The 24926-nt window shown below is 68.2% G+C and carries 29 protein-coding genes; 21 read left to right on the forward strand and 8 right to left on the reverse strand.

The features are described from left to right. Positions 1-36: 36 nt before the first annotated feature. Together LO787_RS25330 and LO787_RS25335 are read left to right on the forward strand one after the other, a co-directional pair. Positions 37-291 carry a hypothetical protein gene (locus tag LO787_RS25330; protein ID WP_232493721.1) on the forward strand — a complete coding sequence of 85 codons (255 nt, stop codon included), beginning with the start codon at positions 37-39 and terminating at the stop codon, positions 289-291. Then, on the forward strand, positions 288-2036 hold the full coding sequence (locus tag LO787_RS25335) for a hypothetical protein (protein WP_232493722.1): 1749 nt from the start codon (positions 288-290) through the stop codon (positions 2034-2036). Before LO787_RS25330 ends, LO787_RS25335 begins: the two co-directional genes overlap by 4 nt. A 12-nt stretch (positions 2037-2048) precedes the next feature. Here the strand turns inward: LO787_RS25335 and LO787_RS25340 are convergent, their stop codons facing one another. Genes LO787_RS25340 through flgE form a run of 3 tightly spaced genes read right to left on the reverse strand, consistent with a single transcriptional unit; the run spans position 2049 to position 6417 of the window. Next, positions 2049-2957 carry a flagellin gene (locus LO787_RS25340; protein WP_232493723.1) on the reverse strand — a complete coding sequence of 303 codons (909 nt, stop codon included), beginning with the start codon at positions 2955-2957 and terminating at the stop codon, positions 2049-2051. 11 nt (positions 2958-2968) lie between these two features. Next, the gene (flgK, locus tag LO787_RS25345; RefSeq protein WP_232493724.1) at positions 2969-5065 is read right to left on the reverse strand and encodes a flagellar hook-associated protein FlgK; all 2097 of its coding nucleotides are present in this window, start codon (positions 5063-5065) and stop codon (positions 2969-2971) included. Positions 5066-5088: 23 nt separating this feature from the next. Then, positions 5089-6417, reverse strand: coding sequence for a flagellar hook protein FlgE (gene flgE, locus LO787_RS25350; RefSeq protein WP_232493725.1), 1329 nt, complete (start codon positions 6415-6417; stop codon positions 5089-5091). 181 nt (positions 6418-6598) lie between these two features. Between flgE and LO787_RS25355 the strand changes: the two genes are divergently transcribed. From LO787_RS25355 to LO787_RS25375, 5 genes are all read left to right on the forward strand, one after another. Beyond that, positions 6599-7036 (forward strand): flagellar biosynthesis repressor FlbT, encoded by a 438-nt coding sequence (locus tag LO787_RS25355; RefSeq protein ID WP_232493726.1) that lies wholly within the window; start codon positions 6599-6601, stop codon positions 7034-7036. Between the two features lie 46 nt (positions 7037-7082). Next, on the forward strand, positions 7083-8399 hold the full coding sequence (fliI, locus tag LO787_RS25360) for a flagellar protein export ATPase FliI (RefSeq protein ID WP_232496421.1): 1317 nt from the start codon (positions 7083-7085) through the stop codon (positions 8397-8399). Beyond that, positions 8383-8817, forward strand: coding sequence for a hypothetical protein (locus LO787_RS25365; RefSeq protein ID WP_232493727.1), 435 nt, complete (start codon positions 8383-8385; stop codon positions 8815-8817). The genes fliI and LO787_RS25365 overlap by 17 nt, the downstream gene beginning before the upstream one ends. Further along, the gene (locus tag LO787_RS25370; protein WP_232493728.1) at positions 8814-9755 is read left to right on the forward strand and encodes a peptidoglycan-binding protein; all 942 of its coding nucleotides are present in this window, start codon (positions 8814-8816) and stop codon (positions 9753-9755) included. The genes LO787_RS25365 and LO787_RS25370 overlap by 4 nt, the downstream gene beginning before the upstream one ends. Before the next feature lie 216 nt (positions 9756-9971). Next, a complete protein-coding gene (locus tag LO787_RS25375) occupies positions 9972-10829 on the forward strand; it encodes a sigma-70 family RNA polymerase sigma factor (protein WP_232493729.1) in 858 nt (285 codons plus the stop codon). 22 nt (positions 10830-10851) lie between these two features. Here LO787_RS25375 and flaF read toward each other — a convergent pair whose 3' ends face one another. Continuing rightward, positions 10852-11232 (reverse strand): flagellar biosynthesis regulator FlaF, encoded by a 381-nt coding sequence (gene flaF / locus LO787_RS25380; protein ID WP_232493730.1) that lies wholly within the window; start codon positions 11230-11232, stop codon positions 10852-10854. 160 nt (positions 11233-11392) lie between these two features. On the opposite strand from flaF, the gene motA reads away from it, so the two are divergent. From motA to LO787_RS25395, 3 genes are read left to right on the forward strand one after another with little or no spacing between them, the layout of a single operon-like run. Beyond that, positions 11393-12277, forward strand: coding sequence for a flagellar motor stator protein MotA (gene motA, locus LO787_RS25385; protein WP_232493731.1), 885 nt, complete (start codon positions 11393-11395; stop codon positions 12275-12277). A 16-nt stretch (positions 12278-12293) separates the two neighbouring features. Then, a complete protein-coding gene (locus LO787_RS25390; RefSeq protein ID WP_232493732.1) occupies positions 12294-13163 on the forward strand; it encodes a flagellar motor protein MotB in 870 nt (289 codons plus the stop codon). A 12-nt stretch (positions 13164-13175) separates the two neighbouring features. Continuing rightward, positions 13176-13619 carry a hypothetical protein gene (locus LO787_RS25395; RefSeq protein ID WP_232493733.1) on the forward strand — a complete coding sequence of 148 codons (444 nt, stop codon included), beginning with the start codon at positions 13176-13178 and terminating at the stop codon, positions 13617-13619. A gap of 5 nt (positions 13620-13624) precedes the next feature. On the opposite strand, the gene fliP is transcribed toward LO787_RS25395, so the two are convergent. From fliP to LO787_RS25410, 3 genes are read right to left on the reverse strand one after another with little or no spacing between them, the layout of a single operon-like run. Then, positions 13625-14386, reverse strand: a complete 762-nt coding sequence (gene fliP / locus LO787_RS25400; RefSeq protein WP_232493734.1) for a flagellar type III secretion system pore protein FliP — start codon at positions 14384-14386, stop codon at positions 13625-13627. Next, on the reverse strand, positions 14386-14805 hold the full coding sequence (locus tag LO787_RS25405; RefSeq protein WP_232493735.1) for a flagellar biosynthetic protein FliO: 420 nt from the start codon (positions 14803-14805) through the stop codon (positions 14386-14388). The genes fliP and LO787_RS25405 overlap by 1 nt, the downstream gene beginning before the upstream one ends. 1 nt (position 14806) lies before the next feature. After that, positions 14807-15040 carry a FliM/FliN family flagellar motor switch protein gene (locus tag LO787_RS25410; protein WP_232493736.1) on the reverse strand — a complete coding sequence of 78 codons (234 nt, stop codon included), beginning with the start codon at positions 15038-15040 and terminating at the stop codon, positions 14807-14809. A gap of 100 nt (positions 15041-15140) precedes the next feature. Between LO787_RS25410 and flgC the strand changes: the two genes are divergently transcribed. From flgC to LO787_RS25440, 6 genes are all read left to right on the forward strand, one after another. Continuing rightward, positions 15141-15581 (forward strand): flagellar basal body rod protein FlgC, encoded by a 441-nt coding sequence (flgC, locus tag LO787_RS25415; RefSeq protein ID WP_232493737.1) that lies wholly within the window; start codon positions 15141-15143, stop codon positions 15579-15581. Between the two features lie 9 nt (positions 15582-15590). Further along, positions 15591-15932, forward strand: a complete 342-nt coding sequence (gene fliE / locus LO787_RS25420; protein ID WP_232493738.1) for a flagellar hook-basal body complex protein FliE — start codon at positions 15591-15593, stop codon at positions 15930-15932. A 129-nt stretch (positions 15933-16061) separates the two neighbouring features. Further along, complete coding sequence (locus LO787_RS25425; protein WP_232493739.1) at positions 16062-16325, forward strand: flagellar biosynthetic protein FliQ; 264 nt, start codon at positions 16062-16064, stop codon at positions 16323-16325. Positions 16326-16329: 4 nt separating this feature from the next. Further along, complete coding sequence (gene fliR / locus LO787_RS25430) at positions 16330-17109, forward strand: flagellar biosynthetic protein FliR (protein ID WP_232493740.1); 780 nt, start codon at positions 16330-16332, stop codon at positions 17107-17109. A 135-nt stretch (positions 17110-17244) separates the two neighbouring features. Continuing rightward, positions 17245-18318 carry a flagellar biosynthesis protein FlhB gene (gene flhB / locus LO787_RS25435; protein ID WP_232493741.1) on the forward strand — a complete coding sequence of 358 codons (1074 nt, stop codon included), beginning with the start codon at positions 17245-17247 and terminating at the stop codon, positions 18316-18318. 173 nt (positions 18319-18491) lie between these two features. Beyond that, positions 18492-19436 (forward strand): DUF808 domain-containing protein, encoded by a 945-nt coding sequence (locus LO787_RS25440; protein WP_232493742.1) that lies wholly within the window; start codon positions 18492-18494, stop codon positions 19434-19436. Between the two features lie 133 nt (positions 19437-19569). Here the strand turns inward: LO787_RS25440 and LO787_RS25445 are convergent, their stop codons facing one another. Continuing rightward, complete coding sequence (locus LO787_RS25445) at positions 19570-20982, reverse strand: glutamate ligase domain-containing protein (protein ID WP_232493743.1); 1413 nt, start codon at positions 20980-20982, stop codon at positions 19570-19572. 56 nt (positions 20983-21038) lie between these two features. Here LO787_RS25445 and LO787_RS25450 point away from each other — a divergent pair, with 56 nt between their 5' ends. The 5 genes from LO787_RS25450 to fabG all read left to right on the forward strand — a co-directional run bounded on the left by LO787_RS25450 (position 21039) and on the right by fabG (position 24740). Further along, the gene (locus LO787_RS25450; protein WP_232493744.1) at positions 21039-21848 is read left to right on the forward strand and encodes an LD-carboxypeptidase; all 810 of its coding nucleotides are present in this window, start codon (positions 21039-21041) and stop codon (positions 21846-21848) included. Positions 21849-21891: 43 nt separating this feature from the next. After that, on the forward strand, positions 21892-22416 hold the full coding sequence (locus LO787_RS25455; protein WP_232493745.1) for a VOC family protein: 525 nt from the start codon (positions 21892-21894) through the stop codon (positions 22414-22416). A 115-nt stretch (positions 22417-22531) separates the two neighbouring features. Next, positions 22532-23467, forward strand: coding sequence for an ACP S-malonyltransferase (fabD, locus tag LO787_RS25460; RefSeq protein ID WP_232493746.1), 936 nt, complete (start codon positions 22532-22534; stop codon positions 23465-23467). Between the two features lie 66 nt (positions 23468-23533). Continuing rightward, entirely contained in the window at positions 23534-23974 is a 441-nt protein-coding gene (locus LO787_RS25465; protein WP_232493747.1) for a GxxExxY protein, read from the forward strand. Between the two features lies 1 nt (position 23975). Continuing rightward, positions 23976-24740 carry a 3-oxoacyl-[acyl-carrier-protein] reductase gene (gene fabG, locus LO787_RS25470; RefSeq protein WP_232493748.1) on the forward strand — a complete coding sequence of 255 codons (765 nt, stop codon included), beginning with the start codon at positions 23976-23978 and terminating at the stop codon, positions 24738-24740. Positions 24741-24926: the final 186 nt, after the last annotated feature.

The raw sequence follows: 24926 nt of genomic DNA on the forward strand, positions 1-24926 counted from the left end.
TCTATAATAGGATGAAACTTGAGGAGTCCCGTTGAGATGAGCGATGATCGGCGTCCGGCCAAGGTCAGGGTCGTATCCGCCGGTGCCCCGATTCCGGCGGAGGCGGTGCCCGCGCGGCGTCGCGGCGACCGGGCGGAGGAGCTGGAGGCGCCTGCCGTCGCGATCGCCGCCAAGAAGCAGGACGCGAGCCTGCTTTGGGTCGTCGGGGCGGTGGGGCTGTTCCTTGTCGGGTGCGTCGTCGGCGGCGCGCTTTTCGTGCTTTCCGGGCTGGCTTCGGCGACGCCGCTGTGAGCCGGGCGCGCCTGCTGGCCGGGGCCGCGCTGGCGGCGAGTGCCTCGCTGCTCTCCGCAGCACCGGAGTTTGGCATCGGCGAGGCCGCGCGGCTGCCGGGGTTCGCCGCCGAACTGGCGCAGCGGCCTTCGCTGACCGGCGCCTCCGCGTGGGTCGCGATGCCGGAGAAGGAAGCGTGGCATCGCCTCTCCACCGTGGCGGGTTCGCAGCGGCAGGGCGCGCGCTGGGACTATGCGCGCAGCCTCATCGCCGCCGAGCGTGGTCCCGAGGCGCTCGGTGTGCTGGAGGTGATGCGGCAGGACGATCCCGACCTCGGCATGGTCGATGCGTGGCGTCTCGCGCACGGGGCCGCGCTGGTGCAGGTGGGCCGGGCCGAGGGGGCGCTGGCCGAACTCGACATGCCGGGCCTGCGCGCCAATCCCGAGGCTTGCCTGTGGCGGCTGCGCGCACTCGCGGGCGAGGGGCTGGCCGAGCAGGCGCTGCAACAGCTCGACTGCGCCGGTCCCGCGCTGGAAAAGCCACGCGCTGCGCCGTTCGTGCTGGCTGCCGCCCGCGCGGGCGTGGAGGGCGGTGCGCCCGACAAGGCGCTGCACTGGCTGTCGTGGCTGCCCGACCGCGATCCGGCCGCCAATCTCCTGCGCGGGCGTGCCGAGCAGTTGCTGGGTCGGGTGGACGAGGCGCGCCTGCGCTTCGCCCGCGTCGAGCAGTCCGGCGGCCCCGCCGAACGCGTGGATGCGCGCCTGAGCCGTATCGAGGGCGAAGTCGCGCGCAATGCCATCCGGCCCGAGGCGGCGCTGAAGCAGCTCGACGCGATCCGCTATTCCTGGCGCGGCGACGCCATCGAGGAACGCGCGCTGCGCCTGTCCTATCGCCTTGCCGACGCCCGCCACGATCTGCCCGCGACGCTGGCCGCAGGGGCCGCGCTGGTGCGCTATCACGGGGCGGAAGAAGCTGCCGATTTCCTGCCGGACCTGCGCGGCAAGCTCACCGAAGCGCTCGACCCCGCGCGCAAGCTGCCGCTGGACAAGGCGGCGGGGCTTTACTGGGACTACCGCGACCTCGCCCCGTCGGGTGCCGAGGGCGACCTGATGGCGAGCCGCCTTGCCGGGCGGTTGCAGCAGGCGGGGCTGTTCGAGCGGGCCGCCGACCTCCTGTCCTATCAGCTCACGCAGCGCGCGGGCGACCTCGCGCGCGGTCCGCTTTCGGCGCGGGTGGCGGGGCTCTACATCCTTGCCGGGCGGCCCGAACGGGCGCTGCGCACCTTGCGCGAAACCGACGATCCCGGCCTTCCCGATGGCATGATCGCCGAGCGCAAGCGGGTCGAGGCGGCCGCGCTCACGCAGGTCGGGCGGATGGACGAGGCGCTGGCGGTCCTGCAAGACCTCCCCGGTTCCAGCCCCCTGCAGGCGGAGATCCTCTGGCAGCGGCGCGAGTGGTCGCGCTATGCGCAGATGTCCGCCCCCGCGCTGCCCAAGGGGCGCTCGCTCGATGCGGTGGCGCAGGCACAAGTGCTGCGCCACGCGATCTCGCAGGCGATGCTGGGGCGCGAGGATGTGCTGGCGGGGCTGCACGCCCGCTATGCCGCCGCGTTCCGGGGACTGCCTTCCGCGCCGGTGTTCGAGATGCTGACCGGCGCACCCGGCGCGGTCGATCCCGGCAAGCTGGCGCAGGCGATGGCGGCGATCCCCTCTGCCAGCCCGGCGGGGGACTTCGCCGATCTGCTGGAGGGCGGGAAGAAGGGCTGAGCGGCCCGCCGGTTACTTCAGGAAGTTCGCCAGCGACATCGAGTTGAGCTGCGCGAAGACCGAGTAGCTCGCCTGAAGGATCGTCTGGCGCTGCGTGATGTCGAGCGCGACCTGCCCCATGTCGGCGTCCTCCACCGAGCCGATCACTTCGGTCAGCAGCTTCACGCGGTCTTCCGCGCGCGTCTCCAGCGTCTCGACCTGCGCCTGTCGGCGGCCGTTCTGCGCGTTGACGGTGCGCACGTCGGCCACGCCCGCATCGAACAGTTCGATAGCGTCGGTGAGCGCCTGCTTCTGGTCCGCAGTGAGGGTGTCGCCGATGGGACCAGCGTCGGCCAGCGCCTGGAACGCGGTGATGAGCTTCTTCGCCACGTCGCTGGCGCCGATGCCGTACTGCACGTCCACGCCCTCGCCCGCACGGGTGGACTGGCGCACGTCATCGTTGGCGAAGGCCTCCTCGGGATCGATCCCGGCGATGTCCTCAAGCTTCTCGGGCAGGAACGGCGCGGTCGCGTTCTGCGAACCGGCGAACAGATACTTGCCCGCCTCGGTCGCGTTGAGCGAGGCGCGCAGGCCCTTGAAAGCGTCCTCGATCATGCCCTGAAGGCCCGGAGAATTGCCGGTGCCGATGGCGTTGAACAGTTCCTCGCGCAAGTCGCCCAGCGAGGAATCGATCTGCTCCAGATTGGCCTGGTAGAGCGACAGCGTGGTCGAGACGCGGCTGATGTTGGTCTGGTAGGTTTCCTGCGTCACCAGCATCGAGCGCGCCGACAGCGTGCGCACGGCGTCGAGCCCGAGCCCGGCGTAATCGGTCGCCTTCTTCTTGGTGTTGAGCTGCATCTGGCTGGTGGCCAGATCCTGCTGCGCGCGCATGATCGCGCCGGAAAGCGTGGTCTGGAGCGGGATGGTGGCGACGCGGGTCATGGCCTTGTATCCTACAACATGCCGAGCAGGGCGTCGTACATCTGCGACGCCGTGGACATCACCCGCGCGGAGGCGGAATAGCTGTTCTGCAATACGACCATCTGCGCCAGTTCCTCGTCGATGTTGACGCCGGAATAGGAATCGCGCCGGTTCACCGCGTCGCCGAGGCGCGCGGAGGTGTCCTTCATGGTTGTCTGCGCGAGCGAGGCCTCGGAACCGGCGCTGCCCAGCAGGCGGCTCGTGAAGAGTGAGATCGTTGCGCTGCCGTTCTTGCCGAAGTCCACCGTCGCGCCGAGCGCATCGACGAAGGCGTTGGCCCCGCGGATGTCGCCTGCGCCGATGGCCTTCTGCCCCACCGCCGCGTCAAGCTGGAGCCGCGCCAGCGGCACCCGCGAAGTGTCCGACAGCATGGTCGCGGGCACCTTGGCGGTGGAGAGGCCGCTGGCCGCTCCGGTGAGGCCCGAAAGTGCGGAGAACGAAAGGCCGGTGCCGAGGCGGTCGGTCGAGTCCGAGGGGATCGAGATGGTCGCTCCGGCGCTGGCCGTCTTCGCGGTGAAGGCGACGCGACCGCGCGGGTCGAGGGCGAAGCTGCCGTGCTCGGCGAGCGGGCTGGCGTTCAGCTCGTTGATGATGTCGCCCCACGTCCCGCCGCCTTCGCCGGTGAGGGTGTGGGTGGCGAGGATGCGGCCGGAGGTGTCGCGCAGCACGATCTGCGCGGTCTCGCCCGTGCCGAAGCCGTGCGGATCGGCGGCGGTGAAGCCCGAAGGCGCGAGCGCGCTGCTGTCCGAGCGGATCAGGTTGTTGAGCCCGAAGAACTGCGAGAAGCCGACTCCGGCGCGCGCGCTCGGCGTGGTGGGATCCTGCGCGATGGCGATGCCGTTGGCGCTGGATGTCGCGCCGATAGACAGCGCGCCGTCAGTGAAGCTGGCCGTTCCCGCAGGCGAGAGCCCGGCATTGATCGCGGTGATCGCCTGGTCGACGGTGGCGTTGGGGCCGAGCGCGTCGAAGTCGACGGTGGTCTTGGCTACCAGCGTGCCGTCCTTGGCGACGACCGCGAACGTCGCCTTGCCGGTGAAGCCGAGGCGGTCGGCGCCGACGAGGCCGTTGGCCTGCCCGGTCAGCGTCTGCGGCGGCGGCAGCGTGGTGCCTTCGTTGGAGACCTTGTTCAGCGTCTCGGCAAGGCCGGTGAAGAGCTGGCCGAGCTGTTCCGAGAAATTGGGCAGCGCGCGGTCGCGCATGTCGAGGAGGCCGCCCAGCTTGCCGCCGACGAGGCCGGTGGAATCGATCTGCTCGCCGGTCGATGCGCCCATGGTGCCGTCGTCGGCGGCGAAGCGGATGTCGATCGGGGCATAGCTCGCCTGCGATGCGGCGACGCCCGAGGCATAGTTGAGCTGGCGCAGGCGCTTGTCGAGCAGCACTTGTCCCGATGCGCTGTCGATGGTGACGCGCCCGTCCGGCTGTTCGCGCACGGTCACTTCCATGAGGCCGCTCAGTTCCTGCAGCGCGTTCATCCGCTCGTCCGCAGGGCCGGACGTGCTGAGGCCGAGGCCCTGCAGGCGCGAGACTTCGGCGTTGAGGCCGTGGACCTTGCGCAGCAGCACGTTGACGCGGCCGACGGTGTCCGAGACCTCGCTCTCGACGTCGGCCTGGAGATTTGCGACGTCCTTCTGCAAGCCGTTCAGCGCGTCGATGCTGTCGGAGACGTTGCCGGTGAACAGCGCGATCGACTGGGCCGATCCCTGAAGCCCGGCGATCTGCGAGACTGCGCTGGTGATCGCCGAGAGCCGTGCGGCAAGGCCGGACTTGGAATCGGGCGCGCCGAGCAGCGACTGCATGCGGTCGAGGTAGGTCGACACCGCCTCGGCCCGCCCGGCGGCGCCGCCGCGCTGGTAGACTGCGTTCTCGAGGAACTTGTCCGCCACGCGCGTCGGCTCGCCGACGATCACGCCGTTGACCGTGCCCCCCGCCACCGATGCGCTCTGCGCGACCTTCTGGCGCGCATAGCCCGGCGTGCTGACGTTCGCGATGTTGGTCGAGACCGTCTGCATCCCCGCCTGCGAGGCGCCGAGCCCCGACATGGCGGAATTGAGGATCGAGTTGAGGGACACGGGCCCGGGCCGTCAGCTTGGCGTCAGCGCTTCAGGTTGCTCACTTCCTGCAGCATGTCGTCCACGGTGGTGATGATCTTGGACGAGGCGCTGTAGGCGCGCTGGAACAGGATCATGTTGGAGAACTCCGCCGCAAGATCGACGTTGGAGGCTTCCAGCATGCTCGCCGAGATCTTGCCGCTGCCCGCGAGGCCTGCCGCGTTGATGGCGACGTTGCCCGATTCCTGCGAGACGAGGTAGGCGTTGCCGCTGATGCGGGTCAGGCCGTCCGGGTTCTGGAACGTGGCGAGCGGGATCTGGTAGATCGCGCGCGAGGTGCCGTCGTCGAAGATGGCGCTGACGATGCCGGTGTCGGAGATCTTCACCGACGCCACCGTCCCCAGCATGCCGCCGTCGATGGTGGAGGACAGCAGCGCCGAGGTGCTGCCGAACTGGGTCAGGCCGGTGAGCCCGTTGTTGCTGCCGAGATCGAACGTGATCGGAACCGAGCCGGCCTTGTTCGCGTACTCGAGCGTCAGCTTGGGGATGATCGGGATCGGCATCGGCGGCGTGCCGGTGTCGAGCGGCAGCTTCAGACTGCCATCGGCGTTGAAGCTGACGTCGTACTCGCCGATGATGCCATCGACGACGTCCACATCATTGACCTGCGTGACGTCACCCGCTTCGCTCGTGACGACAGCCTTCCACTGGTTGGCGTCGGTCTTGAAGAAGTTGAACGTCAGCGTGTGCGAGGAACCCTGCGCGTCGTGGATCTCCACCGGGCGCGAGAATTGCGGCTTGAGCGTGCCGTCGATGAACTTGGCCCTGTCGTAGCCGGTGACTTCCGCGGTGGAATCGAGGTTGGCGCGGATCTGGATCGAGGTCGTCGGCGTCGCCGCGCCGGTCAGCGCGTTGGGACGGATCGGCTGGAGCGAGGACAGGCTGCCGTCGTTGACCGCGACGCCCTTGCTGTCGATCGGCCAGCCCATCAGGTAGTAGCCTGCGGTGTTGCGCAGGTAGCCCGAGGGGTCGGTGGTGAACGAACCGGCGCGGGTATAGGCGATGGCGCCGTTGGCGTCGGCGCTGGAGCGCACGACGAAGAAGCCCGATCCGTCGATGCCGATGTCGGTCAGGCTCGACGAGGCCTGAAGCAGTCCCTGCTTGGAGATCAGCGCCTTGGGCGTCGCGGCGACGCCGCCCGCAGAATAGCTGCTGGTCAGGCTCCCGCCGGTGACGAGCGACTGGAACTGCGCGGAGGCACCCTTGTAGCCGATGGTGTTCACGTTGGTGATGTTGTCGGCGACGGTCGCCATCGCGCTCGACTGCGCGCTGAGGCCCGAAACGCCGGCATAGAGAGCGGAATAGAGACTCATGGCATTCTCCTGCGGTGCGGCCCTGCTGGCAGGGAGGCGGGCTCCGTCGCACCGGACGCAGGTATTGTAGGAAGGAATTGTCCAAGTCGGTTTTTTCGGGAGCAGGAAAAAATTGCCGCCTGTAAGCGGGAGCTTTACGCCTGCATCCTATAATGGACAGTCTCGAAGGGGCTATTTGGACATGACGCTTCGCATTTCGCTTCGCAACGGCGAGCCGGTCATCGTGAACGGCGCGGTTCTGCGCGCAGTGGGTCGTACCGACCTCGTGCTGGAGAACAGCGCGACGATCCTGCGCGGGCGCGACGTCATGAAGCCGCAGGACGCCACTTCGCCCGCCAAGCACCTCTACTTCGCGTGCATGATGGCCTACATCGACCCGGCCGATCTCGCCCATCACCAGCAGGTGCTGCTGGAGAAGCTGGAGGCCTTGATGGCCGCCCTGCGCGCGCCCGAGGCCAAGGCAGTCTGCGTCGCCTTTGCAGAGAAGATCGCGACCGGCGATTTCTACCAGGCGCTTTCCGAATGCCGCTGGCTGATCGGCTACGAGACCGAGGCGCTGGCCCGCCTCTCGCCCGCCGCCGAAGCCGCTCCCGCCCCCACCCCCACTCCCGCCGCCTGAGGAACCGCAGGACGTGCCACTGGCCGCTGCCGCCTCCGGTCTGCGGATGCTGGCGCCCGACCAGCGCTACGGGCGCGTCGTCGCGGTGCGCGGCGCGCTGATCGAGGTGGACGGCCTTGCCGGAGCGGCGCGCATCGGCTCACGCGTGACGCTGCGCTCGCCCGCCGGGCCGATCGAAGCGGAAGTGATCGGGCTCGACCACGGCATCGCCCACTGCATGCCGTTCAACGAGCCGGAGGGCATCGCCTCGGGATCGCGCGTGGACCTTTCGGCAGGGCAGTTCGGCCTGCGCGTCTCGTCCGGCTGGCTGGGCCGCGTGGTGGACGGGCTCGGGCGGCCGGTCGACGGCAAGGGACCGTTGCCGCAGGGGCGCGAGCAGCGCCGCATCAAGTCCGCGCCGCCCCCCGCCTCCGCCCGCGCCCGCGTCGGCGCGCGGATCGAGACGGGCGTGCGCGCGCTGGACCTCTTCGCGCCGCTGTGCCGGGGCCAGCGCCTCGGTCTCTTCGCGGGCTCGGGCGTCGGCAAGTCCACGCTGCTCTCGATGCTGGCGCGCTGGACCGAGTGCGACGTGGCGGTGATCGGCCTCATCGGCGAGCGTGGCCGCGAAGTGCAGGAATTCATCCAGGACGATCTCGGCGAGGAAGGCCTTGCCCGCAGCGTCGTCGTCGTCGCCACCTCGGACGAGCCTGCCTTGCTGCGGCGGCAGGCGGCATGGACCACGCTGGCGGTGGCCGAGCATTTCCGCGACGCCGGGCTCGACGTGCTGTGCCTGATGGACTCGGTCACGCGCTTCGCCATGGCCCAGCGCGAGATCGGCCTCGCCGGGGGCGAGCCCCCCGCGACCAAGGGCTATACGCCCACCGTCTTCGCCGAACTGCCGCGCCTGCTGGAGCGCGCGGGGCCGGGCCGCATGGCCGAGAACGGGCAGGCGCAGGGCGCGATCACCGGCCTGTTCACCGTCCTCGTCGATGGCGACGATCACAACGAGCCGGTGGCGGACGCGGTGCGCGGCATCCTTGACGGCCACGTCGTCATTACCCGGCAGATCGCCGAGCGCGGGCGCTATCCCGCAATCGATGTGCTGCGTTCCATCTCGCGCACGCTGCCGCAATGCCTCGATCCCGCGGACAACGCCACGCGGCTGGCGGCGCGACGCGAACTGGCGACGTGGAAGGACATGGAGGAGATGGTGCGCCTCGGCGCCTATCGCGCAGGCGCCAGCGCCGAAGTGGACCGCGCCGTCGCGCTCGCTCCGCAGATCGAGGATCTGCTGCGGCAGGACAAGCGCGCGCGCAGCTTCGCGGCGCAGGATTTCGCGGCCCTGTCCGCCATTCTGGAGGGTATCCATGAAAACGCCCTATGACGCCGCGCTGCGCGTGCGGCAGCGCGAACTGGACGAAGTGAGCAGCGCGATCCGCAGCGAGGCGGGCGTGCTCGGCGCGGTGGAGAGCGAACGCGCACAGGTGTTGGCGGCGCTGCGCCGCGAGGCCGATCTCGCCGCCGCCGATCTCACGCTGGTGTCGCCCGGCTGGCAACGGCGGATGCGGGGCGAGCGGCAGGCGCTGAGCGCGCGGCAGGTGGAACTGGAGGCGCGGATCGCCGCGCTGCGCACCGTGGCGACCGACGCCTATGGCGTCCTGCGCGGGATCGAGAACGCGGCGGACGATTACCGCGCCGAGGCCGCGCGCAGCGAAGCCGCCGCCGAGCAGTCGGCCAGCGACGATCTCAGCGCCGCCGCCTTCCTGCGCACGCTGCGCGCTCAGCGGGGCGACGCGCGGTGATCGACGGGACGCGCTCTTCGGACCTGGCGGCGACGAACCTGTCGGCGTCGCAGAAGGCGCGTCTGATCTACGACGAGGCGCGCAGCGAGATGTCGGGCCGCCTCTGGCGCGCGGCGCTCGGCTCGGCCGAGGATCAGGACCGTGCGCAGCCGGCCACGCCGACCGGGCATAGCGAGCCGATCGGCCTCGACCGCCTGCTGGCGATCCTCGATCCTGAATCGGCGGCGGCCTTGCACACCGCTCCGGCCCCCGAGATCGCGGCGGCAGCGCCCGCCGCCCCGAGTGAAGCGGCTCAGGCGATGCAGGACGGGCCGAACGCGCGCTATGCCGGGATGCTCGATGCGGCGGCGGAACGGACCGGGCTGCCTGCCTCGGCGCTGGCGGCCATCGTCGATGCCGAGGCGGCGAAGGGGGCGGGCGGCACCTGGCAGCCCTATTCGCGCAACCCGCGGTCGAGCGCGGCGGGCCTCGGCCAGTTCCTCAACCGCACGTGGGAAGGCGAGGCGGAACGCGCGGGCACCTGGCTCAACGCGACGGCGCAGGCGAACGGCTGGCTCGATGGCAAGGGGCAGGTCCGGGGTGAGAGCCGGGGCGCGCTGCTGGCGCTGCGTTACGACCCGCGCGCCTCGATCGAGGCCGTCGCCGACTATGCCAGCGCCAATGTCGCGGCACTGCGCGGCGCGGGGGCGCGGATCGGCGAGGGGACGACCGAAGTGGCGCAGGCGGCCTACCTCGGCCATCATCTCGGCGTCGGCGATGCACGGCGCTTTCTTGCAGGCGGGCTTTCGCCCGACCGGGCGCGCAGGCTGCTCGGCGCGCAAGTGGGCTCGGCGGCGGCGGAGCGGCGCATCGCGCAGGCGGGCGGCGCGGTCGCGGCGCATCGTACATGGCTGCTCGATTACGTCGGCAAGCATGTACGCCCCGAACGTTTCGCTTGATCCTATATTCCTGGCCTCACCGGCACATTTTTCCGCATCCGGCAGGAATGGCGGAATTTTGCGGATTTCCGGTAGGAAAGGCCTGCCGCACCGGCGGCAAAATTTGCCGCATCAGTGGATAACTCTCGTATAGGATTGTTGGTTCCAGAAATATAGGAATAGATTCTAACCCCATGGATGCGAGGCAAGGGGCCTCTTGTGCCATCGGGGTTCGCCATGTCGAAGATCACTGTCGCTCTCGAGGCTGCGGTTGCCACGGTCAGCGCCAATACGCCCTCCGGCGATGCCCCGCAGACGCGGCGGCAACGGGCGGAAGTGGACCGCGCCTTCGCCCGCATCCTCAAGCTGATCGCCCCGCGCATCCGCCATTTCATCCGCCAGTACGGCCTTGCCGCGCACTGGGACGATGCCGAACAGTGCTGCGCCATCGCCGTCCACCGTGCTATCCAGGCCTACGAGCCGGAAAAGGCGCAGTTCACCACGTTCGTGAACTGGCAGATCCGCGGCGAACTCCAGAGCCTGCGCTTCCGCGTCATGACCGACCAGCGCCCTTCCGCCCGCAAGGTGGAGGCGACCACGGTCTCGCTTGACGCCATCGCAGGCGGTGAGGACGGCGAGGGCCTCTCGCTGCTTGCCGCCATCGCCGACGAGGATGCGCTCGGTCGGACCGAGGCGGGTGCAAGCGACTATCTCGCCCACGCCGCGATGAGCGCCCTCACCGACACATATGTCGAGCATATGCGTAACTCGGGCCTCGACCGCATTCGCCGCCGTGGCCAACCCCGCAAGCTCACTCGTGCCGAGCGCGCCGCGGGGGCCGTCACTCCCCGTCGTCCCACCCTCGATGCGGGCGAAGTGACCGAGCTTGAGGAGCGGCTCCAGCACAACCGGCAGGTCGTCGAGGGCCGGCTGTTCGAGATCGCGCCGCTGGACTCCGGCGACGACGAAACCGCGCGGGAACGCATGCGTCAGGTCGCCAAGCGCGCCGCCAAGACCATGGGCGACCTTGCCGGGGTCGATCCCCGCTTCGCGCTCATGGCCGAGTACCGTCAGGCGATGCTGGCTGCCCACTGATGCGGCGCTGACGACACGCCGTTCAGGCCGGAACCTCTCCGGCGGCCGCTGCGCCGTTCTCGTTCGCCAGCCCGCCCATGACCGTGCGGTTGACGTTGATCAGCTCGTCGATGGTGTCGCGGCCGGTGATGACCAGCGACGTATACTTGTCCACCCACAGCCCCAGCGAGATGATTCCGGCGCGCAATTCCGCGGGTAACGCGTTCGCCGGATCGGCGCAGAGGTTGCGGAAGGCGGTCCACACCTCGCGGTTGCGGTGCAGCGCCGGGGCCAGCCCCACGCCCGCCAGCCCGGCGTCGCGCGCGGCGATCATCTCGCCGGTGATCTCGCTCATCAGCCGGTACTCGGTGCTGCGGGGCGTCGCGGCAACCTTCTGCGCGCGGACGTAGGCATTGACGGACATTCGGGCTCCCGCTTCGGCGTGTCGCCTCACTCATATAGGACGGAAGCGGGCGGGCCGGTCGGAGCGGCGGAAAATGTCGCGTTCCGGACCGCGCGGGCAACGAATGACCTATAATTAAGCCAAAGCCCGCGCGCGCGGGCGTCATTCTTGCGGACGTTTCATGCTCAACGCCATCGGCCTCGTCGTCATCCTGCTGTGTGTCTTCGGCAGCTACCTGATGTCGGGCGGCAGTCTCGGCGTCATCCTGCACGCCCTGCCGCACGAGCTGCTGGCGATCGGCGGCGCGGCGATCGGTGCCTTCGTGCTCGGCAACTCGATGACGACGCTGAAGAAGGCAGGCAAGGGCATCGTCCGCGTGTTCAAGGGCGAGCGCTGGAAGGAGGCGGACTACCGCGATCTCCTCGCCCTGCTCTACACCCTGCTCGCGACCTTCCGGAAAGGCGGCGCCAACGCCATCGAACCGCATCTCGACGCGCCGGCGGAAAGTGCGATCTTCTCCCGTTTTCCGCGCCTGCTCGGCGACCATGAACTGATCGAGTTCATCTGCGACTACCTGCGCATGATGACGGTCAACTTCGAGGATCCGCACCAGCTTGCCGAGGCGATGGAGGGCGACATGGAGCGCCACCACCACGAGGAACTCGGCCCGCAGCACGCGATCCAGATGATGGCGGACGGCCTGCCCGCCATCGGCATCGTCGCGGCGGTCCTCGGCGTCATCAAGACGATGAGCTCGATCGACCAGCCTACCGAAGTGCTGGGCGCGATGATCGGCGGCGCGCTCGTCGGCACGTTCCTCGGCGTGCTGCTGGCCTACTGCCTCGTCGGCCCGATCGCGCAGAAGCTGCAGCAGATCATCGACGCGGACTTCAAGCCCTATACCCTCGTCAAGACCGCCATCGTCGGTCACGCGCAGGAACAGCCCACCGAGATCGCCATCGAGCTTGCCCGCCGCATGACGCCTTCGCCCTACGCGCCCAGCTTCCAGGAACTGGAGACGGCGCTGGAAGCGGTGAAGGAACAGCTCAATGCCGCCCCGGCCTGACGTCGAGGGCTAGGGAATGGCTACCAAGGGCAACGACAAGCGGCCCATCGTCATCCGCAAGGTCAAGAAGGTGGTCGGCGGCGGCCACCATGGCGGTGCATGGAAGGTCGCCTATGCGGACTTCGTGACCGCGATGATGGCGTTCTTCATGCTGCTCTGGCTGCTCGCCAACCCGGACGAGGTGCAGTTGAAGGGCCTCGCCGAGTATTTCTCGCCGGACAGCGCGAAGGCGAACCTCTCGACCACGCTGACCGACCGGCCGGGCATGCAGCCGGGGGCGGGCGGCAACGGGCGCGACAACCAGTCGGACAAGGCCGAGCCGCACGGCCAACCCGCTGCCGAGGCGGGCGCGGTCGGCGTGTCGCGCGGCGGCACGGCGGACGTGCCCGAGGCCTCGCTCCGGGTCATGGCGCAGGAAATGCAGGTCGCGCTCGAACCGCCGCTCGACGACGGCCAGGGCAGGCAGAACATCGACGTGCGCCCGAGCCGCGAGGGGATGCGCATCCACCTCGTCGACAGCCCGCAACGCTCGATGTTCAAGGGCAGCACTGCGCAGCTCAACGACTTCGCGCGCGGCATGCTGACCCGGGCGGCGAAGAAGCTGGCCGGGGTCGACGCCCGCATCGCCATCGAAGGGCATACCGACGGCAGCGGCGGCGGGGACAGCGAGGCCAACTGGGTGCTGTCCGCGCAGCGGGCACTGGCTGCGCGTGCGGCGATGGTTGCGGCGGGGCTTCCGGCCGACCGCTTTTCCGAGATCGTCGCCAAGGCGGGCACCGAGCCGGTTTACCCCGAGCAGCCGGATCGCCCGGAAAACCGCCGCATCACCATCGTCGTCATGGCCGAATCCGGCTCGCTGCCGCATGACGCCAGCTTCAAGTTCTGAGGGGCTAACGACGTGGTGAAGCGCATCGTGATCGGTCTGGCGGCGGTGGTCGCGGGCCTCGGCGTCGGAGCGGGCGGCGCTTGGGCAGCATTGCGGTTCCTGCCGCAGTACGTGAGTGCGGGACACGCCCAGCCGACCAAGGGCGCGACCGAGTTTGTCCCACCGTTTCAGGTGCTTGCTCCGCTTGTGGCGACCGATGGTCGCCTCACCGGCTACACCAGCTTCGAGTTGCAGCTGGAGGTGCCTCAGGGCGATAGCGACACCATCGGGGCGAAGCTGCCGCTGTTGATGGACGCGGTCAACAAGCGCACCTACCGCACGCCGATGGCGAGCGGGCCGGACGGCATGCTGCCGGGTCTTGACGCATTCCGGCGCGTGGTGATGGATGCGGCGGCCGAGGTCTACGGCAAGGACGTGGTGCGCAGCGTGGCGGTTACGCGGGCGTCTCCGGGCTGAGGGCCTTAGCCCGCGCCCCCGAAACTCTTCACCAGCGATCCCGCCACCAGCGCCCAGCCGTCCACCAGCACGAAGAAGATGATCTTCATCGGCAGCGATATCGTCGCGGGCGGCAGCATCATCATGCCCATCGCCATGAGGACCGCTGCCACCGCAAGGTCGATCACCAGGAACGGCAGCAGCAGCAGGAAGCCGATCTCGAAGGCGCGGCGCAGTTCGGAGATCATGAAGGCGGGCATCAGCGTCGTCATCGGCAGTTCCGCGCGGCTTTTGGGCACTTTGCCGGAGAGGCCGACGAACAGCTTCACGTCGTCGTCGCGCACCTGTTTCAGCATGAAGGCGTGGAACGGGCGGCTGGCGCGTTCGAGGGCCTGCGTCTCGGTGATCTGGCCCGCGTTGTAGGGCTCCATTCCCTGCTTCCAGGCGGCGTCGAAGGTGGGCGCCATGACGAAGAAACTGAGGAAAAGCGCCAGCGAAATGACGATCGGGTTCGGCGGCACGCCCTGCACGCCAAGGCCCGAGCGCAGCAGCGAGAGGGCGACGACGATGCGGGTGAACGAAGTGATCGTCATCAGGATGCCCGGCGCGAGGCTGAGCACCGTGAGGATCATCACGAGCTGGAGAACGCGGCCCGACATCGTGCCGCCGCCGGTCAGCGCAGCGGCTGCTCCGGCGGTCTGGGCCGCGGTTTCCTGCGCGATTGCGGCGGCGGGCAGGGCGAGCAGGAGGGCGGCGCCGAAGAGCGCGGCGATGCGTAGGCCGGTCATCAGTGGAGTTCCGGGCTCTTGGCTTCCGGGGTGAACCAGATGTCGGGGAGCACGGGGATACGTTCCGCAAAGGAGAGCGGCTTTTCCGCGGTTTCCTGCGGCTTTTCGGCTTCCGGTTCGGCCACTTCGGGCTCAGTGGCCGGCATCGGGGCGCTGTCCAGCACGGTCACGCCTTCGGGGCCGATCAAAATGCTGAATTCGGTCTGGTCGCGGCGGAGCAGGACCACCGAGCGGCGCTGGTCGATGGCGAGGCGTTCGACCACCTGAAGGCGGCGTTCCGTACCATTGTTACCCAGTTTTTCCAGCCACTTGCGTGGCAATGACAGGTCGTAGCGCTTGACCAGCCAGAGGGCGCACAGAAGTGAACCTAACACCAGCAGAAGCGCACCGAGCATGCGCAGGAGAGACAGTGCGTCCAACTCAGCGCTCGCCTTCGACGACCTTGGTGATCTCCAGCGACATCGCATCGCCGTTCACCAGAATCCGGCCCTCGGCGACGAGGCGGTCGTTGACGTAGACGCGCGTCGGATCGTCCTGTCCGCAGTCGAGCGGGATCATCGCGCCGCGGCTCATCTTGAGCACCTGCCGGATCGGGATGCTGGTCGATCCGAGCACGATCTGCAGGTCGATGGGAATGCCTTCGAGGACGGACACCGCGCGTCTCCTTTCACGCCGAGCTTTATAGGGGAAAAAGTTATAGGAGTAGTCGGCGACTAGGAAAAAGTTGCCTATAAGGTGGGCAAGAGCCCGCGGCATGTGCGCGGGCAAGCGGGCGGAAGCGACCTTGGCGGAACTGGGCAATTCGATCGACGTATCGGCATCCGGCCTGCGCGCGCAGGCGCTGCGCATGCGCGTGATCGCCGAGAACCTCGCCAACTCGGACTCGGTCGCGACCACGCCGGAAGGCGATCCCTATCGCCGCCGCGTGGCGACCTTCGCCGCCGAAGTGGACCGCGCCAGCGGCGCCACGCAAGTTTCGGTCAAGTCCATCGAGGCGGACAAGAGCGCCTTCGGTCGCATCTACCAGCCCGGCAACCCGGCAGCGGACGCGCAGGGCTACGTCGAGCAGCCCAACGTCAACCCGCTGATCGAGGCGGCGGACATGAAGGCGGCGCAGCGTTCCTACGAAGCCAACCTCAACGCCATCGAGGCGGCGCGCGGCATGACCATGCGCACCGTCGACCTGCTGAAGTAAGGGCGGACGATGGCGATCGGCCCCCTCGACGGCGTTTCCGCCTATGCCCGCGCCATGCGGACGACCAACCCGCTGGGCGATACCGCGCCCAAGCAGGGCGGCGGTCTGGCCCCGAGCAATCCGCCCTCGGGCGGCGGCAGCTTCGGCTCCATGGTCGAGAACATGGTGTCGGAAACCGGCAGCGCCCTGCGCAATGCCGAGACGCAGAGCATCAAGCAGATCGGCGGCAAGGGCGACCTGATCGACGTCGTCACCGCCATCGGCGCGGCGGAAACCGCGCTCGACACCGTCGTCGCGGTGCGTGACCGGGTGGTCTCGGCCTATTCCGACATCATGCGGATGCAGATCTAGGGTGCCGAGTTACGCTTTCGTCATTGCGAGCGCAGCGAAGCAATCCAGCGCGGCTTACGCAGCCTCTGGATTGCTTCGCTGCGCTCGCAATGACGATGGTGTGGGGTCAGGCGCGGGCCGCACCGCCCCATGACGTCCGCCGAGGCCATCGAACTCGCCCGCGCCGCGCTGGTGCTGATGCTGACGATCGCCGGGCCGATGCTGATCGCGGCGCTGATCGTCGGCGTGCTGATCGGCCTGCTGCAGGCGCTGACGCAAGTGCAGGAAATGACGCTGACCTTCGTGCCCAAGCTGCTGGTGCTGGGCGTGGTCATGCTGATCAGCCTGCCGATGATCGGGCACGCGCTGGGCGCTTTCATGGACCGCGTGGCCGACGCCATCGTATCGGGCTGAGGCCGTGAACGCGATCGACCTCGCGACGCTGCTGCGTCTGCCGATCGACACGGCGGCCTTCCTCATCCTGTTCTGCCGGGTGGGCGGCGTGGTCATGCTGCTGCCCGCCTTTTCCGAGGAGTCGGTGCCGCCGCAGATCCGGCTCATCATGGCGCTGGCCTTCACCTTCGGCATGTACGGCATGCTGGAGGTGCGGGTGAGCCCGGCGCTGCAATCGGGCATCTCGCTGCCGCTGCTGGTCATGGGCGAAGTCACCGTCGGTATTGCGCTGGGCATGATCGTGCGCATCGTGTTCAGCGCCGCCGCCATGGCCGGGGCCATCGCCTCGCAGCAGGTGGGCCTGTCCTCCGCGCTGGTGGTGGACCCGGCGATGGGCGGGCAGGCGCCGCTGCTGTCGCGCCTGATCGGCATCGCCGCCGTCGTCACCTGCATGGCGGCGGGCGTCCATCACTTGTGGATCACCGCGATCTTCGGCTCCTACGCCAGCTTTCCGGTGGGCGGCCTGCCGCCCGCCGCCGACTTCGCGCACCTCGCCGTTTCGGTCATGGGACAGGCAATGTCGCTGGGCTTGAGCCTTGCCGCGCCGCTGATCCTGTTCGGCATGCTGTTCAACCTCGGCCTCGGCCTGGCGGCGCGGGTGGCCCCGGCGATCCAGGTGTTCTTCATCGCACAGCCGCTGAACCTGCTGCTGGGCCTGTCGGTGCTGGCGATGACCATCGGCGCGATGCTGACCGCCTTCGCCACGGCCATGACCACGTTCATGCAGGACGGGTGGAAGCTGTGAGCGTGAGCCCCACCCGCTCTTCCGTCGTCATTGCGAGCATAGCGAAGCAATCCAGCGTGAGCGCAAACCGCTCTGGATTGCTTCGCTATGCTCGCAATGACGAGTGTGGGGTTCTGGCGAAAAGGAGCCTGACCCATGGCTGACGAAGCCGACAAGGACCAGCGCACGCACGAGCCGACCCCCAAGAAGCTGGAGGATGCCCGCAAGCGCGGCGAAGTCGCCATCGCGCCGGAAGTTCGCCATGCGACGATGATGGCGGGCGCCCTTGCCGTCACCGGCTGGCTGGGCCTTTCGGCGATGGAGCGGCTGGGCACCATGCTCAAGCGGCTCTGGGGTGACGCGCAGGAGTTTCCGCTCGATCCGGAAGGCGCGCAGGGGCTGGCGACCGGGGTGATGTGGCACGCGCTGGTCTCTCTGCTGCCGGTCTTCGCGGTGCTGCTGACCGCCGCCATCGGCACCGTGTTCCTGCAAGGCCGCGTCGTGCTGAGCTGGTCACGCCTTTCCCCCAAGTGGTCCAAGCTCTCCCCGGCGAGCGGCGCGAAGCGTCTGTTCGGCACCCGCGCGCTGGTGGAGTTCGCCAAGACGCTGGCGAAGCTGGGCGTCATCGGGCTTGTCGTGTGGCTGGTGTTCGCGCCGCGCATGGAGGGGGCGGACGGCCTCGTCGGGCGCTCTCCCGGCGCGATCGGTGCGGCGGCGGGGCAACTGGCGTTCGAGATCCTGCGCGCGGTGGTGGCGCTGGTGGCGGCGCTGGCGCTGTTCGACTTCCTCTGGCAGCGGCGGTCATTCCTCCAGCGCATGCGCATGACGCTTCAGGAAGTGAAGGACGAGCACAAGCAGAGCGAGGGCGATCCCAAGATCAAGGCGAAGATCCGCCAGATCCAGATGCAGCGATCGCGCAAGCGCATGATGGCGGCGGTGCCGACCGCGAGCGTGATCGTGACGAACCCGACGCACTACGCCGTCGCGCTGAAGTACGAACACGGCGTCACCGCCGCGCCAACGGTGGTGGCCAAGGGCGTCGACGCCGTGGCGCTGCGCATCCGCGAAGTGGGGCGCGAGGCCGGGGTGCCGGTGATCGAGAACCCGCCCCTCGCCCGCGCGCTGTTCGCGGCGGTGGAGATCGACCACCCGATCCCGATCGAGCACTACCAGGCGGTCGCGGAGATCATCGGCTACGTCCTGCGGCTGGCGAAGAAAGTGGGGAAGTGAAGATGGAACCCCGGTAAGCCGTTTGGACGGCCCCACTGTGGAGCGCCCTTCACATGTCCAAGAGAACGGCGAAGGCGGCGACGTTTTAAGTCGGTTCCGCTTTCGCTTGATCGCGCCTCGATTACCCCGCATGGCTGGCGCCTCGTTCGCACCTGCAAACAAAAGGAATCCTGATGCCTTCCGGCCTTGTCGCCCTGCTTGACGACGTATCGGTCATCGCCCGCGCCGCAGCCGCTTCGCTCGACGACGTGGGGGCGGGGGTGGCCAAGGCGGGCACCAAGGCCGCAGGCGTGGTGATCGACGATGCGGCGGTGACGCCCGGCTACGTCACCGGCTTCACGCCGGACCGCGAACTGCCGATCATCTGGAAGATCACCAAGGGCAGCCTGTTCAACAAGCTGGTGATCCTGCTGCCCATCGCGCTGCTGCTGAGTGCCTTCCTGCCGGCGGCGATCACGCCGATCCTGATGGCGGGCGGCTTATACCTCGCGTTCGAGGGCGCGGAGAAAGTGCTGGAAAAGCTCGGTGGCGAGAAGCACGGCGAGACGCTGGAGGATCCGATTGAGGACGCCGCCACGTTCGAGAAGACGCGCGTTTCCGGCGCGGTGCGCACCGACCTTATCCTGTCGGCTGAAATCATGGCGATTGCGCTGGCCGAAGTCGGCGACGAGACGCTGGTGGCGCGCGCCGTCACGCTGGCGCTCGTCGGGATCGCCATCACCATAGCGGTCTACGGCGCGGTGGCGCTGATCGTGAAGATGGACGACGTCGGCCTGCACCTGACGAAGAAGCCCGGCAGCGGATCGCAGGCGCTGGGTCGCGGGTTGCTCAAGGCCATGCCGGTAGTGCTCAAGCTGCTCGGCAGCGTCGGCACTGTGGCGATGCTGTGGGTCGGCGGCGGGATCATCCTGCACGGGCTGGAGGAACTGGGCGTGCCCGGCCCGGCGCATGTCGCCCACGGCGTCCAGCACGCGCTGGCCGAGGCGACCGGGCCGCTGGGTCCGGTGGCAGGCTGGCTGGGCTATGCCTTCGCTTCGGCCGTGGTCGGGCTGGTGCTGGGTGCGGTGGTGGCGGTCATCGTCCACCTCGTCGCCAAGGCGCGCGGTAAGGGGCATTGAGGGCGCGCTGAATATCCCGTCGTCCCGGACTTGATCCGGGACCGGTGGCTGTCTTTGGGCGGGTGCCCCCGGTGGCATACTGATAGGTAGGCCGTTCACGGCCAGCGATCCCGGAGCAAGTCCGGGACGACGATCAGGCCAGCTTTTCCAGCACCTCGCGCGCGAACACCGTCAGCGTATCGTCGCGCGCGCCCATGATGACCACGCGGTCGCCGGGCCTTGCGATCTCGGCGATGCGCGTGCCGCAGTCCTCGCGGCTCGGCACGTATTCCGCCTTGCCGCCATGGCTTTCGATGAGCCGCACGATGCGTTCGCTGCCCTCGCTGCGGTCGACGGTGCCGCCGAAGTAGACCGGATCGCACAGGATCGTAACGTCATCGGGGCCGAGCTTGCGCGCGAAGACTTCGGCCAGTTCCGCGCCCATCTGGCGCAGCGGGCCGTAGCCGTGCGGCTGGAAGAACGCCATCACGCGCCCCGGATGGGCCTTCAGCGTGGCGAGCGTGGCGGAAACCTTGTCCGGGTTGTGGCCGAAATCGTCGATTACCGCGATGCCCGAGGGTGAGGTGCCGACGATGTCGAAGCGCCGTGCCAGCCCCTCGAACGAGCCGAGCGCTGCAACCGCTTCCGCCACCGTAACGCCCGCGGCATTGGCGGCGGCTATGGCGGCAAGCGCGTTGTAAAGGTTGTGGCGGCCCGGCAGTTTCAGCGCCAGCGCATGCGAAGTGCCGTCACGCCGGTCGAGCACGGTGGCCGTCAGCGAGGTCGGGCCTTCCACGATGTCGCTTGCGCCGATCTGCGCGTCGCCCGAGGTCACGCCGAACGTCACCAGTGCCTGCGCACGATGGGCCAGCGCGGCGGTCTCCGCATCGTCGAGGTTGATCGCCGAGACGTCGGCGCGGGCGAGGAAATCCCCGAAGAGTTCGCGCAGTTCCTCAAGGCTCTTGTGGTCGAGGCTGACGTTGCCCAGCACCGCAACCTTCGGTCGATAGAGCGCGATCGAACCGTCGCTTTCGTCCACCTCGGACACGAAGGCATCGCCCGAACCGACCCGGGCGCTGGCGAAAGGGGCATCCGGGGCAACGAAGTTCTTCATCACCGCGCCGTTCATGATCGTGGGATCGCGCCCGGCGGCGGTCATGATCCAGCCGGTCATGCCGGTGACGGTCGACTTGCCCGAAGTGCCGCCGATGGCGACGCCGAAGGGCGCGGCGTTGAACAGCGTCGCCAGAAGTTGCGCGCGGCTCATGCGCGGGCAGCCGAGTTCGGTGGCGCGCACCACTTCGGGCACGGTGTCCTCCACCGCCGCCGAGGCGACCAGCGTCTGCTGCGCCGAAGTGACGCCGCTGCCATCCTGCGGGAACAGCTCGAAGCCGAGCGATTCGAGCCAGGCGAACTTCTCCGTGCTGCGCCCCTGGTCGCGGCTGCGGTCCGATCCACCGATCCACGCGCCGTGGCCCTTGAGGATCAGCGCGAGCGGGAGCATCCCCGAGCCCCCAATGCCGCAGAAGAACCAGGGGTGGGCGGTAAGGTCGCGCATGTCGGTCATGCGGCAAGCCGTATGCGGCCTTGCCCGCCGTGACAACCTCGATAGGAGTTATGCGCATGACACGTATCGCCGTCTGCGCACCGTCCACCCCGATCACCCCCGAGGATGCCGAGGCCGTCCGCGCGCTCGCCGCTGCCGAGTTCCCCGGCGTGGACCTCATGATCCATGACCAGTGCTTCGCGGTGGAGGGCCATTTCGCCGGGCCGGACGACATGCGCCGCGACGCGCTGGTGGAGTGCGCCAACGATCCCTCCGTCGATGCGGTGTGGTTCGCGAGGGGCGGCTATGGCGCATGCCGGATCGCGGAAGCCGCGCTGGCGCGCTTCGACCATGCGGCGGGGCAGAAGACCTACCTCGGCTATTCGGACGCGGGATACCTGCTGGGCGGGCTCTATCGCGAGCGGATCGGCAAGCCGGTCCACGGGCCGATGCTGGCCGATATCCGGCGAGAAGGCGGCGTGGATGCAGTGCGGCGTGCGTTGAATTTCATGATGGTAGCGGAGGAGGGACTCGAACCCTCGCTTGCTGGTGAACGCCACCCCGTCGTCGCGTTCAACCTGATGACGCTGGCGATGCTGGGCGGCACGCGGCTGATGCCGGGCCTCGCCAACCATGTGGTGATGGTGGAGGAGGTGTCGGAGCATCTCTACGCCGTGGACCGCCTGTTCTTCCACGCGACGGCGCACCTTGGCGGCATCGCGGGCCTGCGCCTTGGCCGCGTCAGCGACGTGCCGGAGAACGACCGCCCCTTCGGCGCCGATGCGCTGGAGATCGCGCAGTACTGGTGCAACCGCCACGCCATCCCGTTCGTGGGCGAAGCGGATATCGGCCACGACGCCGCCAATAAGCTAGTTCCCTTCGGCTGAACGGCGCGCCACTCTTCCGCCCGATAACAAGTGGGAGAGAACGATGGCGCTGCCGATCCGCCAGATCGCCTATTTCGTGCCCGATGTGCGTGCCTCCGCACGGGCGCATTGCGCCGCCTTCGGCTCGGGGCCGTACTACGTGGCCGACAACATTCCGCTGGTGCGTGCAGTCCATCGCGGGGTGGAGCGGCAACTCGACCATTCGAGCGCCTACGGCCAGTGGGGTGAGGTGATGATCGAGTTCTGCCAGCAGAACAATCCCGGCCCCTCCGCCTTCCATGACCTCTATGCGGAAGGTTCCGACCGGGAAGGGCTGCACCACGTCGCCTTGTTCGTCGACGATCTCGACGCCGCCATCGCCCGGTTCGCGGAGCAGGGGCACGATGTCGCGCTCGATGCCGAGATGACCGACGGGTTCCGCTACGTCTTCGTCGATGCGGTGGCGCGGTACGGGCACATGCTGGAGCTTTATGAGCCCATGCCAAGCCTGACGGGCTTCTACGAAACCGTGCGGAAAACCGCCGGGGACTTCTCGAAAGGCGTCACCATCGACATCGCTTTCGGGTGAACGGAGCGCCTCGGGACTTGCCCTCAGCCCTTAAGGTCAATAACCCGCCGCGCCACAATCGATTCGCAAGCGGCGCGTGGCCTCGGCCCGCCGTAAAGCCAAGGAGCGGTCGCAGATGCGTGCATTCGTTTTCCCCGGACAGGGCAGCCAGAAGGTCGGCATGGGCGCCGAACTCGCACAAGCCAGCGCCATCGCGCGCGAAGTCTTCCAGGAGGTCGACGACGCGCTCGGCCAGAACCTTTTCCGCATCATGACCGAAGGGCCCGAGGATCAGCTGACCCTCACCGAGAACGCCCAGCCGGCGATCATGGCGAACGCCATCGCCGTCCTGCGCGTGCTGGAGAAGGAAGGCGGCATCAGCCTTGCGGACAAGGCGGACTTCGTTGCCGGTCACTCGCTGGGTGAATATACCGCGCTCTGCGCCGCGGGCGCGTTCAGCCTTGCCGACACCGCGCGCCTGCTGAAGCTGCGCGGCCAGTCGATGCAGGCTGCCGTGCCGGTGGGCGTGGGCGCCATGGCCGCGCTGCTCGGCGCCGACATCGACAAGGCCACTGCGCTCGCCGAAGCCGCTGCCGAAGGTCAGGTCTGCACCGTCGCCAACGACAACGACCCGACGCAGGTCGTCATCTCGGGCCACAAGGAAGCGATCGAGCGCGCCATCGCGCTGGTCAAGGACCACGGCATCAAGCGCGGCATCGCGCTGCCCGTCTCGGCGCCGTTCCACTGCCCGCTGATGCAGCCCGCCGCCGATGCGATGGCCGAGGCGCTGGCGGCAACCCCTCCGGGCCCGCTGCGCGTCGCTTTGTTCGCCAACGTCACCGCCTCGGTCGTCACCGACCCCGCCGAAGTCCAGCGCCTGCTGGTCGAGCAGGTTACCGGCCGCGTCCGCTGGCGCGAAAGCGCGATCGCCATGCACGCGGCAGGCGTCGAGCGCTTCGTCGAGATCGGCGGCAAGGTCGTCGGCCCGATGATCAAGCGTTCGGCTGGCGAAGTGGACGTCACCGCCGCCACCTCGATGGCCGAGATCGAGGAACTGATTAAAGGACTTTGATTCGCGTCGCAGCGCCAGCGCGTTAGAAAGCAATTTCACGCGGAGGCGCGGAGACGCGGAGGATGAATGGCCGAGATCGATCGACTGAGCGCGGAAGTGGTGGATGCCGCAATACGCATCCACCGCAAGCTTGGGCCGGGGCTTCTCGAAAGCGTCTATGAAACGCTGCTTGCAGCGAGCATTGAGCGGGCAGGATGGAAGGTCGTCCGGCAAAAGCCGGTCGACATATCATTCGAGGGTTTGCACTTTGCCGGTGCGTTTCGTGCCGATCTCATCGTGGAAGATCGGCTAGTGGTGGAAGTGAAGTCGGTGGAGCAATTGGCCAAGGTTCACGCCAAGCAGCTTCTCACCTACTTGCGTTTGCTCGATCAGCCCGTAGGGCTGCTTCTGAATTTTGGCGGCGAGACGATGAAGGATGGTATCCGGCGCATCGTCAACGGATACACACCGGCCGAAGGCCGCTCCGCGTCTCCGCGCCTCCGCGTGAAAATGGATTACGGAGACTGACATGTTCAACCTCAACGGAATGACTGCCCTGGTGACCGGCGCAAGCGGGGGGATCGGCTCGGCCGTGGCCCGCGCGCTGGCGGCGCAGGGTGCGCGCCTGGCGATCTCGGGCTCCAATGCCGACAAGCTGCGCGCCTTCCGCGATGAACTCGACGAGCACACCCCGCAGCACCTCCAGGAAGTCGACCACGTCGCCATCGCCTGCAACCTCGGCGATCCCGAGCAGGTCGAGAAGCTGGTGCCCGCCGCGCTCGAATCGCTCGGCAAGATCGACATCCTCGTCAACAATGCCGGCATCACGCGCGACAACCTCGCGATGCGCATGAAGGACGAGGAATGGGATCAGGTGATCCGCATCAACCTCGAATCCACCTTCCGCCTGATGCGCGCGGCCACCAAGCCGATGATGAAGGCGCGCTTCGGTCGCATCATCAACGTGACCTCGGTGGTCGGCACGACCGGCAACCCCGGCCAGATGAACTACTGCGCGGCCAAGGGCGGCATCACCGCCATGTCGAAGTCGCTGGCGCAGGAACTCGCCAGCCGCGGCGTCACCGTGAACTGCATCGCCCCCGGCTTCATCCGCACCGCGATGACCGACGTGCTGCCCGACGCGCAGAAGGAAGCGCTCAATGGCCGCATCCCGATGGGCCGCATGGGCGAGGGCGGCGACATCGCCTCCGCCGCCGTGTTCCTTGCCAGCAAGGAAGCGGGCTACGTCACCGGACAGACGATCCACGTCAACGGCGGCATGGTGATGGTCTGAGATGACCGTATCGTCGTCCCGGCATGGTCCGGGACGACGAATGGCGGCAAACCCCCGATTTATCCCCAGATTCGCCGCAATCCCGCCACATCCAGCTTGCCGCGCCCCTGACTCGCGTTAGAGATAGTCGTCCGAATTCAAGGGATGTCCGTATCCCGTGCCCGACCAAGGGGGACTTGAGGCTGT

The organism is Novosphingobium kaempferiae (assembly GCF_021227995.1).
Taxonomy (GTDB): Bacteria; Pseudomonadota; Alphaproteobacteria; order Sphingomonadales; family Sphingomonadaceae; genus Novosphingobium; species Novosphingobium kaempferiae.